Below are 15,695 nucleotides of genomic sequence, written 5' to 3'. Positions count from 1 at the left end.
ATAGGACGTGTTTACTTAATGTCCAATACATATTATTAAATTAAAGTGGTTCAAGTCGGAGGAAGGCACCGGCACCTTAGGGTGTCTTTTTTTTATGTAATAATGCATAGAATATTAAATTTAACAGATATTATGATATACTCTCAAGGTGTGATACATAATTTCTTTGAATTGGAAAACTAAACCTTATCTACCCAATTATGGGGGGCGCCTTATGGCGTCTTTTTTTTAGGACCTGCTCAATTCAGGCGTAAAAACATAAGGTAAAGTGAACCCGTAAAAATACATGGAATGAACCCTAGTTTCACCTTCTTATCTAAAGGAGGAAATATTATTATGGGATATGGTGGTAGTTGCGGCGAAGGCTGCGGTTTTGCTGGAGGATTTGCTTTACTTGTTGTATTATTTATTTTATTAATCATTATCGGATGCAGTTGCTTCTGCTAAAAAACTATTGGAAAAGACACTCTTATATGGGTGTCTTTTCTTTATGGGGTCTCACCACATCGCCATCAACTAAAAAAATATATAAAACCCCCAAAAAGGAATTTTATATATTTTCAATTTGAAGAGATCAATTTTCTCGTTTGAGGTATTTGTTTACCTTATCATGAGGACAATAAAGTGTTTTATGCTATTTTTTTGAAATGTCAGTAAATTATTTGATGAATTAATAAGTTACTATTAATCTATAAATAGTAACAGTGCAGTAATCCAAAAGAAAAATGCTCAAATCGATAAATAGGGGAGGATTCTAGATGAAGGTAAATCAGAATATTGTTTTAAAAATTATTGGGTTAGAATTTTTATTAATGATTTTTTACACGCTTAACGGGGCCTATCAAATTATTACTAAGCCATCCAGTCCAGTATTACAATTTATTGGACTTGTTCCTTTAGCAGTGGGAATTTTAATATATTTAACAATAAAGAACAAGTGGAAATTCTATTTCTTTGATATTAAGTTAAATAATTCAATGAAGAATACCATTTTATTAAATTCCCCATTAGTGCTTGTTCTATTAGTAATACTACTTGGTAATAAAGGATTAAACACAACATCGGTATCTGACTTATTTTTTATGTTTATCATGCAATTTTTTGTTGTTGCATTTATTGAGGAAATCTTTTTTCGGGGATTTATGCTCAAAATGTTGTTTTCAAAGGGGATAAAAAAATCAGTTTTGATTTCAAGTTTTTTGTTTGGTATCACCCATTTATTACAACTAATTGGTGGGCAGTCTATTGAAGATACCATTTTACAAATCATATATGCATTTTTAGTTGGACTTGTTCTGTCCTTACTTATCGTAAATAAGCAATCAATTATTATCACCATTACTTTCCACACTTTTAATAATTTCTTTAATTTTATGGGGAATGTTCAAGCCTCGTCGCTTTTTACATATATTATTATTGCAATTTTATTCTTCTACACCATATATTTATGGAAACGTGCTAATAAAAAAGAGTGTATTCGACAGGAAATAAATATAGCAGTTTGAGTTGTGATATTACCTTTTCAGTATAGAGGGCAGCCTGGTACCACAATATTACCTTTAAAGGGGCTTGCTGCATGCTCATCAACTTAAGAGATTAATTGTTCCCCTAAAAAAATACGTTATTCTTTCTGTAGAATCATAGGAAAGGATGGCGTTTTTTTCATTCTAGGGGGCATTTCTTTTTATTAGCTTGATAGCGATGTGGCGGTATCCCATTAATAGAAAACGACTGCAAGAGTTATAGTTTTATGTTTTTATTTCCCTTTTGGCATTTATCTTTTAATCAGATGAATGCTTTTTTTAGTACATAATAAAAAAATAACCAGAAAAACTGTCACAAAATCCGTTTTTCTGGTTTCTCTATAATACAGGCATCAAATTGAAAGTGAGGTTTAAACTAACATGTTAACCATAGAAAATGAAGAAAGTCATGCTTCTGATATGCCTTTTGAAGATTTATTTAAGCAGTACTATGCGTATGCTGTGAAACAGATTATATGGATTGTTAAAGATCAATCTATCGCTGAAGAGTTAGCACAAGAAGTGTTTTTACAATTATATCGTAGCGACTGGAAAGTAATTGAAAACATACCTGGATGGTTGATTAAATCTTCTACTTATGTAGCTTATAACCATTTGCGATCTGAAAAAAGGCAACAAGCGAAGATTGATAAAGAAATACAATACCATGAAGTACAAAATGTTTCATCATTAGACGATGATTGGATAAGAAAAGAAGAAATTACAAAGGTACAAACGATACTAAATAAAATGAATGATCGAGAACGAACCCTTTTACTAATGAAATTCTCTGGTTTTCAATATAAAGAAATTGCAGAAATACTTCAAATTGAAATATCTTCTATTGGAACATTATTGGTCCGAGCCAAAATGAAATTTCGCAAGATTTATAAACAAATGGAGGAGGCATAACAAATGAAATGTTATGATATCGGATTTATTCAAACATATATTGATGGAGAACTTTCTCATGATATAAGAAAGGAATTCACAAAGCACCTAGATACATGTGAAGCATGCCAAGATTTATTAGTAGAAATTAGTAAATTAAATCAATGGGAAAACGTAATGCTAGATGAAGAATCTGCAAATTCACCACAAGAAATCAAAATTGATATAGAACAAGCATGGAAAACATTTGAAAGTCGTTCCAAGCTAGACAATGTTTCTAATATAAATCACAAAAAACAACAGAAGAAGGGACTCTTTACAAACATGAGTAAAAAATCAAAACGTTTCATGTATACAGCAGTAGCTGCAGCAGCACTGTTCACAACAGCAATGATTCCACAAGTACAAGTAGCGGCTACAAATGTTGCCTCATATATTTCTGATGCAATTACAAATGATAAAGTTGTAAATGAAGGAATACAAGATGAAAATGGTGTCACACAAGATATGATGAAGAATGGTGAATATATTCCTATTGATGAAAAAATTACAGATCAAGGTATTACTGTACATTTCAAAGAATTATATATCGCAGATTCACGTATATCAGTTCATTATAGAATGGAAAAAGCTGACGGAAGTTTAGTACCATTTGAATTTGATACATCAGGATTAGAGCTCGAAAGTGATGGTAAAATTAATGGGCAACAAGAGGAAAACCCTGAGATTAAACATGAAGGGAGACTATCATTTATCCATGATTCAGATGACCGTCTTCCTTTTGAACTTATGGCAGCAGGTAAAAAATTAAATGATGTAGGTATTCGTGATAATGATAAACCCGAAGGTGTTGCTACATTTGTTATAGTTTCTGGGGGAAAAGACGATTTTAAACAGCCCCTTACTTTAGATGTAAATATAAATAGAATTGGAAAAGTAATTGGATCTTGGAAAGGGGAAATTCAAATTGATACTTCACATCTGAAAAATAATACTAATTAAAATGAAAAAAAGAATAGAACAATATGTATCTAATGCTCAGTTTATATGTTTTCTTGTTTTCGTTACATTTATTTCTTATATAGTTTTTACTCTATCTTTTATTTATGATTTAAGTTTATAACCTTAAATCAATCATTTAAGACCATTACGAGAAAAACCTCCCTAAAAAAGTAGGAAAATAAATAACCGGTCCCTTAACGTATAAGGAATCGGTTATTTTGTATCTAAAATGTGTCTAAACTTACAATTTTCTTTTTTGATATGGTGCCCCTATAGAGAAAGAATTTTTTCGTTTAGGGGGTACTTCAAAACCTTAACTTGATGGCGATGGGGTCCCGCCAACATAACGCGAATTTCGTACGCTAAGGAATTTTTTATTTAAAAAACTTGGTTTTCCGTACATTAAGAGTGTTACATAAACGGTATTTGATGTTTGATATAAAACTTAGTTTTTGGTAATGAGTTTTTGAACTGAATTTTAAACATATTTCAGTCAGTTTTGATAGATATAAATAAAGTTCCTTAAACGACCGTTTTAGGGACTATTTGGACTGGTTAGTCAACATGTGATACCGCCAGCATTTCGAAAAAAACACGCTAAGCAAATTAAATAAGAAATAAGCAGGTTTTTATCACGTTAAGAGTAAACCTATTTATGAAAAATAAAATTCTTAAAAAATGGAGAGCCGATACCATAAACCTGCATTTTTTAAGAATTTTGATGTTGGCTCTTTATTTACTAAAATAGCAAGTTAGTGAATAAATTGTTCATATTTTTTCGAGAGGAGGTTAAGCAATGAGAGCGCCGTATCAAGTATTGATATTTCCTTATATAAAAACTGATGATTCCATTCAATATGGCATTTTTAATCGAAGTGATTATGGTTATTGGCAAGGAATAGCTGGTGGTGGAGAAGATGGTGAGACTCCTATTGAATCAGCAAAACGGGAAGCGTTTGAAGAGGCTGGTATTATAAGAGAATGTCCATATATAAAACTAGATTCTGTGTCTTCACTACCAGTAGAGGATGTAGTTGGTGAATTTCTTTGGGGAGAAGATGTTTATGTAATAAAAGAATTTTCTTTTGGAGTTAAAGTTCCTACAAAAAATATTAAATTATCTAAAGAACACTTCAAGTATAAATGGTTGTGCTTTGAGGAAGCCGTAACGCTTTTAAAATGGGATAGTAACAAAACAGCTTTGTGGGAATTAAACAAAAGGCTGTTAAAATAATTTAAGTGTTAGTTAACAAAGCCGATAATAGAAATCACACATTAAACATATATTTATACGCGTCGTTACTACACGCTAAGGAATAGTAATAAAAAGATGATGCCGATAAAACTATATAAAAACCAAAAGAATCCTAAGATGGGGAATGTTTTATGAAAATTAAGCATAGTAAACCTCCTTGGATATATAAAGTATTATAATACATCGTTGGTCTATTTAGAATACTAACCATGAATTGGATGACATTAGGCATGGTTAAACTAATAGAAATGATACATTAAACGTATTTAATGAGTCTGCTAGGTATAAAGATAATTGATAATCATACAATGATATGGAAGGGCCTTTTCTAACGTGTTAGTTACCTCAACGTATATGTATCTCTTGGCGCCTGGGCGAGGGTGCTTTTTTTATTGCACATTATAATATGGACAAGCATAATATTATGTAACAGGACGAGTTCTTCGTGTCCTATTCAATGCTCAGGATAAACCCCAATTAACATTGAGAGCACCAATAGCGAGGGTACTCTCTTTTTATTGAATCTACATTTATTTTTATGCCTAATGAATTCGCTAAGTGGATACTATTTCATGTAAAATGGTGATTTTATTTATATTCTGGATAGATTTCTTGCGAAATATGTAACTAGAGCCGTATTTAAATTGAAATATGATACGATAGTTGTATATATACATTTAGATGGTAAGAGGGGATAAAAGTTGATGAAAAACCATATAAAAGTAAATGGAAAACTCCTTCAAACAAATATATAAAATTTTAATTTTTTTGGAGGCGTTCTTCAATAAGTTTTGCTTTTTCATTCACTTTTGTTGTATATGTGAAATCACCGTAACAATATGGATATCTAAAATTTTGTTTATTTCCACCACAAGTGTATGTAGCTGGATTCTGATCAACTTTCAACTTAGAAAACTGTTTAGCTGTATCTTCCGAGTGTTGTTTAGCTTCTTGATTGGCAATAAAATCAATATAGCCTGGCCCCATATTATAGCTTTGAATAATTGTATCCATGCTAACACCTTTTTCTTCTCCATATCTATACATTTGAACAAAGTGCTTTACCCCTTGTTTAATGCTCAAGTTTATCTCTTGGATTTCATTTGGCTTTAATCCAAGTGATTCGGAAGATTGCATAGGGTCGTTGCCCTCACCCCTACTCTCGTGGTACATAATTCCTAGTAAAATTGCTGTTTTTTCTCCCAAATTATATTTTTCTAATTCTTTTTTCATGATGGGCTCATATTGCAATAAACGTTCCTCGGTAGCAAACGCTTTATTTTTTTGAGTATTGGTTTTGTCATTAAAATATAGTATCCCGATTATTGTTCCTAACCCTAAAATACTAATAAAGAATAATATAATAGTTTGTACTTTTCTCTTATTCTTCAAATATTACTCCTCCTTTTACAAGAAACCCTATTTTCAATGGTGGCTGGTTATTAAAAAATTCAATAATTCTCTATTTCCCAGCTTTTTTAGACTCGAAAATTTTTTTCTAAATGCTAAGTTTAATAGAAAAATTTAAAGATAAGGTAAAGATAAGATAAAGATAAAATAAAGTCCATTTTTTAGGGTATCTATTATGTGTTCTAAAGGCTCCAGATTCAAGAGATATATTATCTACATAACCCATAAGAGAGAAGGAGGTAAGCAAAATATCACTTGAAACAGATATAATTCTTTCTTTATTAGATATAAAACTGTGGATGGCCCATCATTCGGAAATTAGTCGCTTAAAAATAAAAAAAATTAAAATCAGAACCGTACCTCAATAAGTCTTCAAGTGTTAATAAAAGAAAGCTATATAAGGTGAGGGAATAAAGATTCAACACCAATGATTATCAATAATTGAAGTGCTAATGATTATAATAAAAAGAACCTTCAATGATATTATCCCCTTTAAGTAGACAGTGTAAAAAGACCATGCACATACATGGATGTTACACTATTACTTGGAGGGGATTTTTCATGACTAAAAAAGGTTCAATATTTATTACATATTCAGAAGAATTAAAGTTAGCGGCTGTTCAAAGTTATTTAAACGGAGAAGGAAGTTACAATATGATAAAGGAAAAATATCAGATTAGAAGCTCTACACAACTAAAAAATTGGGTGAAAAAATATAAAGAATTTGGTGAAATTACAGATACTCGTGGAAAAAATGGTGGAATGAAAGGTATATCAAATCCTCTAAAAGGCAAACGCGTTCATTTTAAGACGATTGAAGAGGAACGTGACTACTATAAGGCACAGGTTGAATATTTAAAAAAGCAGTATCCGAATCTGTAAATGGAGGTGCACTAAAATATACGGTGAGATATCATATCATTGAATCATTAAAGGGGAAATATCCAGTTATATGGCTTACGAAATTTGCGGGTGTACATCGTTCAAGTTACTATAAGTGGATTCATACAAAAAGTATGAAAAACATGTGACTAGAATCCGAGAAACGATTAAAAAAAGTAATACAATCTATTCACGTAAGGCACAAGGAATATGGTTATCCACGTATGAAAATCGCTTTACAGGAAGAGGGATATTTTATAAATCACAAAAAAGTATATCGCTTAATGAGCGAGCTCAACATTCAATCTATTATTCGAAAGAAGCGTCGCTTCTTTAAAGGGAACTATTCCAATGTTTTTCCGAATGTTTTAAACCGTGTATTCAAAGATCGCCAACAAAATGAAGCGCTTGTTACAGATATTACTTACCTACGATTCCAAGAGGGATTTCGGTATCTTTCTGTTGTACAAGATATTTATAATAACGAAGTTGTTTCTTGGAAAATATCCAAGCGCAACGATAATGAACTTGTATTAGATACAATTGAAATGTTGGCACAAAAAAGAGATGTGCGTGGAACCATTCTCCATTCAGATCAGGGATTCCAGTACACATCTCACGCCTACAACAAACGACTTTTAGGTTTAGGTATCATTGGCAGCCACTCTCGCAAAGGAAACTGCCATGATAATGCCTGTATTGAGTCATTTTTCTCCCATTTTAAATCGGAAATGTTGTATTTGAATCATTTTAAAACAGAAGCAGATTTAATACAAGCAATTGAAGAGTATATTTATTTTTATAACTATAAACGGTTCCAAAAACGACTCAACCACCGAGCTCCGATAGAATATCGAATCTCGATGGCTGCTTAGTCTTTTTAATATTGTCTACTTGACAGGGATAAGACCACAATAGGCTCTTTTTTATAGTTGGTAAATATGTTATCAACAATAGATGGTAATAAAGATAGAAATTTAGACACTTTTTATTAATGGGCTAAGTTTTCTTAGGAAGAAATCTATTTCTCATGACTGATCGCTAGATATAACAGGATATATCATTTATTAATTTGGGTGGGTGATTTAGCTTTTTGAGTTTACCACACTAAAATTTAAATTTCGTTTAGGGACAAAATGTTAAAGTGTTACATTCTGAATTAACAGAAAATTAAAGTGGTAAAAATCCTATTAAATCTTTTATCAGGTAACTCATATTTCTTTGGCCTCATTTTCATGGTATTACCGAACGTTTATATGTCTCTAAGGGAAAGAAATACTTTAAGTTTTATTACCATCTAATGTTTGATTAAGATGGTAACATGAAAATAAAACGTTTACAACTAGAAAATAAAGAAAAAATATAAAAATTCGACTTTTTTCGACATTACGACTATGAGAGAAAGAATCTAAATTAAGTAAATCTTATATTTAGAGGGGATATTTACCTTATACATAACGGTTAAAACATTTGCAAATGTTTCACGAGTAATTAAAAACGTCGAATATAAAATTATATTGTGACAATTTTAAACGAATATACTTTATAATTCATACTTAGACTAATAAATTAATTACTAATAAATTAAATACGCTATATTTAATAGAGTATAATACGGAATATTTAACTTTAATATTCCGTATTATATATAATTATGAATAATTTAACATATTTGTTGCGGAAAATTTTGACATAAGATATTTTAAATATTAAGCACAGAAACATTTCAAAGAAAAAGAGCTATTTTAAAATGTACCCTAAAAACATTTTTCCTAAAAGTAGTAAGATTTTGCAAAATGTTTCTGTGCTTAATTAGACGAAAATAATATGATAAATTGTTTAAAAGAGATAAAAATAAGTTGCTTTTATGGAGAAATATACATCCCATACTATTAGAATTATGTCAAATTGTAGTTTGCAAATTACATTTCAAAGTATAAAAGGGGCATTTATTGCAGCTCGAATATCTATTACTGATTTATTGCATAAAAAGGTAGCTGCACAAAAGTACAGCTACTTTTTTCTTGAAAACATTATTATGCAAATAGCATACTTAACGTAAACTTGCGCTTAACGGTACTTGTGAATAAATTGTGAAATTGCTACTCTATGTTTCTAACTAACATTTTTGCACCAGAACCATATAAAAAGAGGACGAATAGTTACGTCTTCTTTTTATATGGTTATATTAGCTACAAAATAATATCATTTAAATAAATCTTCTATTATATTAGCAGGGGATAGTGATAGAAAAGTGTGTTCCTTTTCCTAGTTCACTTTCTATCTCTATATCTCCGTTTAATTCTTTAATAATACTGTACGCAATCATAGTACCAAGCCCAGTACCTTTTTCTGTTGTTGAATAAAATGGCAAGGCAATACGTTTTATTTGTTGGGAAGACATTCCTATTCCTGTATCAATAATATCAATTACAATATTACCTTTTATTTTTTGTATATTTATTTGTAATACGCCACCATTTTTCATAGCCTCAATTCCATTTTGTATGATGTTGGTTAGACATATTTTTAATTTTTCAGTATTAGCATTTATGTAAAGGGAATCTGTTGTAATATGCTGTTTTATTTCAACATTATATGAAAGAGCGAGTGGTGAAATATTATCTTTCACTTGATTTAATATGTAATTAATATCTAGTTCCTCTTTTATAATGTTTTGTGGTTTGGTTAAAGATAAATAGTTATTAATAGTAGATTGTATTTGCTGCATTTCAAGTAACATAATTTCTAAGTACTTATCTTGGGACATCTTAGCACTCTCATCTTCATTTAGTAGTTGAGTGAATCCACGTACCGTGGTCAGTGGATTATGAATTTCATGCGCGATCGATGCAGCTAGTTCGCTAGCTATATAAAATTTTTCTGCTCTTTGCATTCTTTCTTTTATTTTATATTTCTCGATCATTCCTTCTATTAAATAAACTGATAATAATACTGTGAAAATATTTATGATTATATAATTGAATAAAAATTCAATGAGAGTAGAGTCAATTTTACTACCTGTATTTATTTGCGTTACAATACCGCAGATAGAAAGGGAAGTTGTACATATCAAAATAAGTAGAATACTTAATAATATCTTCTTTTCTTTGAAATAAGTAGGTGACAAGTAACGAAACATGATTGTAATAACAGAAATAACAGTAAAGATAATAAATGATGGGAAGACTCCGCTTCCACCTAAGTAAAATCTATAAGAAAGATATAAAACTCCAATACAAATAATGCTCTTTGTATTTCCATATAGAAAAACTAATATAATGGGAATAAAACGTAAATCATAAATGAACCCAGCGTGTAAATGAAAAGGAAAAGTCATACAAAAAATAATTGCAATGGAGGAAAGTACAGAAATTAATATATTATTACATGCCATTTTTTCTTTATGTTCTAGCCAAAATACTTGGTAACTAAGGATACAAATAATAATAATAAATGTATTTAATAATAGTGTAGGAATTCCCATAGTTTATACCTCTCTGAGAGTTTGTAAGTAGGATTATGTATGTGTTTAATCTAGGTGTTTGATTTTATTAGATTTTCTATCTTTAAAAAAGAAAAGGAAGGGCACTTGAAAAAGTGCTTTTTTACCATTTATATTAAAATCGATGAGGAAGATAGAATAAAAAGTTACTTTTACTTATGAACAAAAAAATTGAAAGTAGCCCTTGTATAGGTAAAAGATGAAGCAAATTACTGAAATAGTTACGTTTCTCTGGAGTGAATATTCCGAAAAAACATTGTGTATGGCGAAATCCATTTTATAACCTTCGCCATATTAACATGCAACTTATTAAATTACAAAGAAAAAAATTAAAAATTATTATTTTTTTGTTATTTTAATTTATTTTATTTAAAAACGTAAAAGTATTCAAGAGGTTACCATTGAGATGCTAGGGTACTTAGACCAATATTCGAACTTCGTAATAACGTTGTTACTTTTTTACTAATATTCTTAATACTAATTTTAGTATAATTAATTGATTGAAAGTTCTAATGATTATTTACGTACCCCTTTTTTTATATCATTTTATATTAAATACAATGATATTTATTGTCACATAATAATGCAAATTTTCAGTAAACTAATAGAAAAAATCCTATAAAAACATAATTTACTATCTTTTATATAAACATTGCAGGTGTAAATGCAATAAAATTTCATTATTAATACATATATTCAATCTGAAAATATCTGTTTACATATTAAAATATCTTTGGAGTGGTCCTTCATGCCAAGAATCGTTTCCGTACTCCAACTACCGTTATTCTAGTATTTTACCAAGTTTCTTATTTTGTTAAGGTATCCTAATATTGTTACTTTTGTGAAACGTAATGTTTTAATATTATAATTTATATTGGTTGTTGAGAAAATAAATAATTTGTAAAAATAATATAATATTTGTAACTTTATGTCTTATAATATGAAATATCTTCGTTGTGATTATTTTAAATATTTGAATAATACATCGGGTTCATTTTATCTAGGGAGGTTTTAAAATTGGGGAGAAGAGTTGTTAAAAGAGTTTTTGCATTATTATCAGTACTAGCATTATTCTTTAATGTGTTTCTACCGAAGGCAAATGCGGAGGTTATGACGCATGAAAAGTATTCAATGAACTGGAGTTATAGCAACAGTTTAGGTAAGTACATTCGAACTGAAATTATTAAAAATTCAAGCGGTCAAATTGCTTATTGTTTAACTCTGGGCTTAAAATCACCAAATGGTGAAGATCTTCCTGAAATGGGGAAAACAGATAATGTAGTATATAGGGTTCTATTAAATGGTTTCCCACAAAAAAGTATAGAACAACTGGGAGTAGCTAATAAGAATGAAGCACATTACGCAACTCAGCTTGCGGTTTGGAATGCATTAGGTCAACTTGATGTAAATGAATTAAAGCATGAAAATAAAAATGTTGAAAAGGCGGCTAAGACAATTATTAATGCTGCAAATACAAGTGAAGATACTCAAGATATTTTTATGAATGTGATTCCTGCTGAAAAGCAAAAGGCAGAATTAAAGGGTGAGTTTTTTGAAACAAACCTATACACAGTACAAACAAATGCTAAGAGTGGTTCTTATAAAGTAGTAGCGAAAAATGCACCTAATGGAGTTAAAATTGTTAGTGAAAATGGAGAAGTGAAAGATCAGCTTTCACTTGGGGAAAAATTCCGTATCCAAATTCCTAAAGATACAAAAACAGGTGAATTTAATCTAAGTGTTGCTGCAAATTTAACTAAAGTTCAAGCAATTGCTTATCGCGGTACTGATACTGTTCAGAATGCTACAGTGCTACTAGAAAGAAATGAGGAAAAGCTTAGTAGTGACCTTGCAGTAAATTGGGAAGCTGCTGGTTCTTTAAAAATTAAAAAGGTTGGGGAAAATGGAGAAATATTAGCTGGTGCAGTATTTGAAGTCTTTAATGCAAATAATGAATCAGTTGGAAAAATCACGACGGGTGCTGATGGTACTGCAGAATTAAATAACCTACCAATTGGTACCTACACAGTAAAAGAAATTAAAGCACCAACAGGTTATGTTTCAGGTGATAAACCACAAACTATTGAAGTTAAGACAGGGGAAATAGGAGCTGTTCAAGTAGTAAACAACAAAGTAAAAGGTAACATCGAAATAAAAAAACTTAGTGATTCAGGTAAGATGTTACCTAATGTTGAATTCACGGTCTTTACTGAAGATGGAAAAGAAGTGAAAAAAGTAGTAACAAAAGAAAATGGAATTGCAAATGTTGATGGTCTTACGTATGGTAAATATTATTTCTTAGAGACAAAAACACCTAATGGATATATTGGAAATAAAACAAAGTATCCTTTTGAAATTAAAGAGCACAATAAAACACTTACTTTTACAGTGGAAAATACAGAAGTGAAAGGTAGTGTGAAATTACTAAAAGTAGATAATGAAGATATCAGTAAAAAATTAGAAGGTGCAGTATTCGAGCTAAAAGATGCAAGCGGGAAAGTAATTGGGGAATATAAGACAGATAAAAATGGTGAAGTTAACGTCAAAGATTTAGCGTATGGTAAATATTCATTTGTAGAAAAGGCTTCTCCAAATGGTTACGTTCTTATTACAGAACCAATTGTGTTCGAAATAAAGGAACACGGGAAAATTATTGAGCTATTAGCAGTTAATCATCTTATCAAAGGTGATCTAGAAATTACAAAAGTTGATGTAGCTGATGGAAACAATAAGCTTCCGAATGCAGAGTTTACTATTTATAATGAAGCAGGAAAAGAAGTAGTTAAAGGGAAAACAGACGATAAAGGTATCGCGAAGTTTGAAAAGTTACCATTTGGAAAATACACATATAAAGAAACTGTTGCACCAAAAGGTTATGTATTGAATGAAGAAATATTCTCTTTTGAGATCAAAGAGAATGGTCAAATCATTAAACATATTGTCAAAGATGAAAAGATTCCATCAGTAAAAACAACAGCTACTGATAAAACCGATGGTACAAAAGAAATGCACACTTCTAAGTCTGTAACAATCCAAGATAAAGTGGAATACAAAGACCTACAAGTAGGTAAAGAGTACACTTTAAAAGGTAAATTAATGGATAAAGAGACTAATAAACCATTAGTTGTAAATGGTAAAGAAGTAACTGCTGAAACTAAGTTTACACCAAAAGAAGCAAATGGTTCTATTACACTAGATTTCACTTTTGATGCAACTGGTTTAGAAGAAAAAGAAGTAGTAGTATTCGAAGAGTTACTGAAAGACGGAAAAGTTGTTACTACACATGCTGATATCAATGATAAAGGTCAAACAGTTAAGTTCGTTAAGCCATCAGTAAAAACAACTGCTACAAACAAAGCTGATGGTGGAAAAGAGATTCATTCAAAGGATTCTATCACTATTCAAGATAAAGTAGAGTATACTAACTTAGTTGTTGGTAAAGAGTACACTGTAAAAGGTAAATTAATGAACAAAGCTATTAACAAACCATTATTAATTGATGGTAAAGAAATAACAGCAGAGACTAAGTTCATTGCAAAAGAAAAGAATGGTTTTGTAACATTAGACTTTACTTTCGTTGGTGCTGAACAGCAAGGAAGAGAAGTAGTTGTGTTTGAAGACTTATTGCATGAAGGTCAAGTAATTGCAACTCACACTGACATTAACGATGTAGGTCAAACAGTTCGATTTGTAGAGCCTTCTATTAAAACGACAGCTACAAACAAAGCTGATGGTTCTAAAGAGTTAGACGCTTCTAAATCTGTAACAATCCAAGATAAAGTGGAATACAAAGACTTAATCGTGGGTAAAGAGTACGTTGTAAAAGGCAAACTAATGGATAAAGCAACAAAAAAACCATTATTAGTTGATGATAAAGAAGTAACAGTAGAATCTAAGTTTACTGCAAAAGAAAAAAATGGTTCTATCACACTCGATTTCACATTTAATGCATCTGCATTACAAGGTAAAGAAGTGGTAGTGTTTGAAGAATTGTATCAAGATAATGTCTTGGTTGCTATTCACGTTGACATCGAAGATAAGGGTCAAACGGTGAAATTTAAAGAAGTAAAACCGGAACAACCGAAACCAGAACAGCCGAATCAAGATAAAAATACTCCAACATCAGAGCAACCTAAAGAGCAAGTAAAAGAGCAACCACAACCTAAGAAAGAAATTCAATCTAAAATTGGATGGTTACCCCAAACAGGTGCTGACCTTACAAGTTGGATCTCTATGGCTGCAGGTGCATTATTGTTAATTGTTGGTGGAGTGATTTTCCTAAAACGTAAAAATGCATAAAAATTAAAAAATAATTTAGTCCTATTTACAGTATTTTAATCTATTTGATTATTTTTGAGTTGTTGTAATAATTCCCTGTTTTCTTTTCCTTAGCTTCCAAAGTGTCTGCTTCTAAATTCACTGTGAGACAAAATCCCTTAGCTATTTCAAAAGGTCTCATAGAGAACTGGGGGATATAATGCTCTTTTTTTACAAACTGTGTTTTTTCTGCCGTGATAAAGCAACAAATCCTTTCCTGCTATCATTATAGAGATAATTTTATCAAAAAAAGAGAGCGTTATCTCTTCAATTTAGATAAATGGGACACAAAGTAGTATGGTGTGACAGAAGTGGCTTTGGCCTTACTGAAATGTTAAAGGGAATTTTCATTCATATAGATTGTTTTAAAAAAGGTGCGAAGTCAATTCTATGACTTTGCACCTTTTTATTTCACTTGAACTTTGTTTAAGGCGTTTATCTACTCATTGTTACGCGTGAATTGCGTTTAAAATCGACACTTTATTCGTAGTAAATAATACATAATTTTGTTTTACAGTTTTAATTAATATACGATCAGTTGTCCCATATGCTGTTCCGATACGGATTGCACTTGGTTCTTCAACACCCGCATAGGTAGCATCTGCGGTAACCTCAATCACATCACGTAATGGAATCGTGACCTCCGCAAATTGCCATGAAATAATTAACTCTTCTTTTGTTTTTTTGACATCAATACCTAGCATTATACCAAGACCTTTCTATAATAGAATGCTACACTTCTTATCTTATTATACAAATTTTTAGTTTTTTTCTACATGTATGAATAGAGCTGATATTTTAAGGGTGCCAAAAGAAAGGGAAGATATACTATCAATCTATTAAGGAATACGTTATGAAGAAAAGTTCACAGGGAATTAATATGGATTTGATATGGTTGAAGTATGATGAA

General features: G+C 30.6%; 12 protein-coding genes. 9 read left to right on the top strand and 3 right to left on the bottom strand.

What is annotated here, in order from left to right; all coding sequences use genetic code 11:
* Nucleotides 1-336 precede the first annotated feature (336 nt).
* The 5 genes from JFT95_RS14390 (at nucleotide 337) to JFT95_RS14370 (ending at nucleotide 4,650) form a co-directional block, all read left to right on the top strand.
* Entirely contained in the window at nucleotides 337-447 is a 111-nt protein-coding gene (locus JFT95_RS14390) for a YjcZ family sporulation protein (RefSeq protein WP_000540371.1), read from the top strand.
* Nucleotides 448-758: 311 nt separating this feature from the next.
* Nucleotides 759-1,505 (top strand): CPBP family intramembrane glutamic endopeptidase, encoded by a 747-nt coding sequence (locus JFT95_RS14385; RefSeq protein WP_201052621.1) that lies wholly within the window; start codon nucleotides 759-761, stop codon nucleotides 1,503-1,505.
* Nucleotides 1,506-1,904: 399 nt separating this feature from the next.
* Complete coding sequence (locus tag JFT95_RS14380) at nucleotides 1,905-2,435, top strand: RNA polymerase sigma factor SigX (protein WP_002016748.1); 531 nt, start codon at nucleotides 1,905-1,907, stop codon at nucleotides 2,433-2,435.
* A gap of 3 nt (nucleotides 2,436-2,438) precedes the next feature.
* Complete coding sequence (locus JFT95_RS14375; protein WP_201052620.1) at nucleotides 2,439-3,416, top strand: DUF4179 domain-containing protein; 978 nt, start codon at nucleotides 2,439-2,441, stop codon at nucleotides 3,414-3,416.
* Between the two features lie 796 nt (nucleotides 3,417-4,212).
* Nucleotides 4,213-4,650 carry an NUDIX hydrolase gene (locus tag JFT95_RS14370; protein ID WP_002066317.1) on the top strand — a complete coding sequence of 146 codons (438 nt, stop codon included), beginning with the start codon at nucleotides 4,213-4,215 and terminating at the stop codon, nucleotides 4,648-4,650.
* A 780-nt stretch (nucleotides 4,651-5,430) separates the two neighbouring features.
* On the opposite strand, the gene JFT95_RS14365 is transcribed toward JFT95_RS14370, so the two are convergent.
* Nucleotides 5,431-6,063 (bottom strand): lysozyme family protein, encoded by a 633-nt coding sequence (locus JFT95_RS14365; protein ID WP_002035240.1) that lies wholly within the window; start codon nucleotides 6,061-6,063, stop codon nucleotides 5,431-5,433.
* Between the two features lie 579 nt (nucleotides 6,064-6,642).
* On the opposite strand from JFT95_RS14365, the gene JFT95_RS14360 reads away from it, so the two are divergent.
* The 3 genes from JFT95_RS14360 to JFT95_RS14350 all read left to right on the top strand — a co-directional run bounded on the left by JFT95_RS14360 (nucleotide 6,643) and on the right by JFT95_RS14350 (nucleotide 9,025).
* Nucleotides 6,643-6,963, top strand: a complete 321-nt coding sequence (locus JFT95_RS14360) for a helix-turn-helix domain-containing protein (protein WP_016103355.1) — start codon at nucleotides 6,643-6,645, stop codon at nucleotides 6,961-6,963.
* Nucleotides 6,964-7,142: 179 nt separating this feature from the next.
* Complete coding sequence (locus tag JFT95_RS14355; RefSeq protein WP_201053663.1) at nucleotides 7,143-7,838, top strand: IS3 family transposase; 696 nt, start codon at nucleotides 7,143-7,145, stop codon at nucleotides 7,836-7,838.
* 992 nt (nucleotides 7,839-8,830) lie between these two features.
* Complete coding sequence (locus tag JFT95_RS14350) at nucleotides 8,831-9,025, top strand: hypothetical protein (protein WP_033732005.1); 195 nt, start codon at nucleotides 8,831-8,833, stop codon at nucleotides 9,023-9,025.
* Between the two features lie 168 nt (nucleotides 9,026-9,193).
* Here the strand turns inward: JFT95_RS14350 and JFT95_RS14345 are convergent, their stop codons facing one another.
* Nucleotides 9,194-10,450, bottom strand: a complete 1,257-nt coding sequence (locus tag JFT95_RS14345) for an ATP-binding protein (protein WP_201052619.1) — start codon at nucleotides 10,448-10,450, stop codon at nucleotides 9,194-9,196.
* A gap of 1,035 nt (nucleotides 10,451-11,485) precedes the next feature.
* On the opposite strand from JFT95_RS14345, the gene JFT95_RS14340 reads away from it, so the two are divergent.
* A complete protein-coding gene (locus JFT95_RS14340) occupies nucleotides 11,486-14,767 on the top strand; it encodes a VaFE repeat-containing surface-anchored protein (protein ID WP_201052618.1) in 3,282 nt (1,093 codons plus the stop codon).
* Nucleotides 14,768-15,234: 467 nt separating this feature from the next.
* On the opposite strand, the gene JFT95_RS14335 is transcribed toward JFT95_RS14340, so the two are convergent.
* Nucleotides 15,235-15,489, bottom strand: coding sequence for a SunI/YnzG family protein (locus tag JFT95_RS14335; protein ID WP_201052617.1), 255 nt, complete (start codon nucleotides 15,487-15,489; stop codon nucleotides 15,235-15,237).
* Between the last annotated feature and the right edge of the window lie 206 nt (nucleotides 15,490-15,695).

The organism is Bacillus sp. TH17 (genome assembly GCF_016651125.1).
Classification (GTDB): Bacteria; Bacillota; Bacilli; order Bacillales; family Bacillaceae_G; genus Bacillus_A; species Bacillus_A mycoides.
This window is presented reverse-complemented; position numbering and strand designations above follow the sequence as displayed.

Coding starts and splice junctions, on each gene's coding strand:
- JFT95_RS14360 (WP_016103355.1), top strand. CDS start 6,643: ATGACTAAAAAAGGTTCAATATTTATTACATATTCAGAAGAATTAAAG.
- JFT95_RS14350 (WP_033732005.1), top strand. CDS start 8,831: ATGGAGAAATATACATCCCATACTATTAGAATTATGTCAAATTGTAGT.
- JFT95_RS14380 (WP_002016748.1), top strand. CDS start 1,905: ATGTTAACCATAGAAAATGAAGAAAGTCATGCTTCTGATATGCCTTTT.
- JFT95_RS14345 (WP_201052619.1), bottom strand. CDS start 10,450: ATGGGAATTCCTACACTATTATTAAATACATTTATTATTATTATTTGT.
- JFT95_RS14375 (WP_201052620.1), top strand. CDS start 2,439: ATGAAATGTTATGATATCGGATTTATTCAAACATATATTGATGGAGAA.
- JFT95_RS14390 (WP_000540371.1), top strand. CDS start 337: ATGGGATATGGTGGTAGTTGCGGCGAAGGCTGCGGTTTTGCTGGAGGA.
- JFT95_RS14385 (WP_201052621.1), top strand. CDS start 759: ATGAAGGTAAATCAGAATATTGTTTTAAAAATTATTGGGTTAGAATTT.
- JFT95_RS14335 (WP_201052617.1), bottom strand. CDS start 15,489: ATGCTAGGTATTGATGTCAAAAAAACAAAAGAAGAGTTAATTATTTCA.
- JFT95_RS14370 (WP_002066317.1), top strand. CDS start 4,213: ATGAGAGCGCCGTATCAAGTATTGATATTTCCTTATATAAAAACTGAT.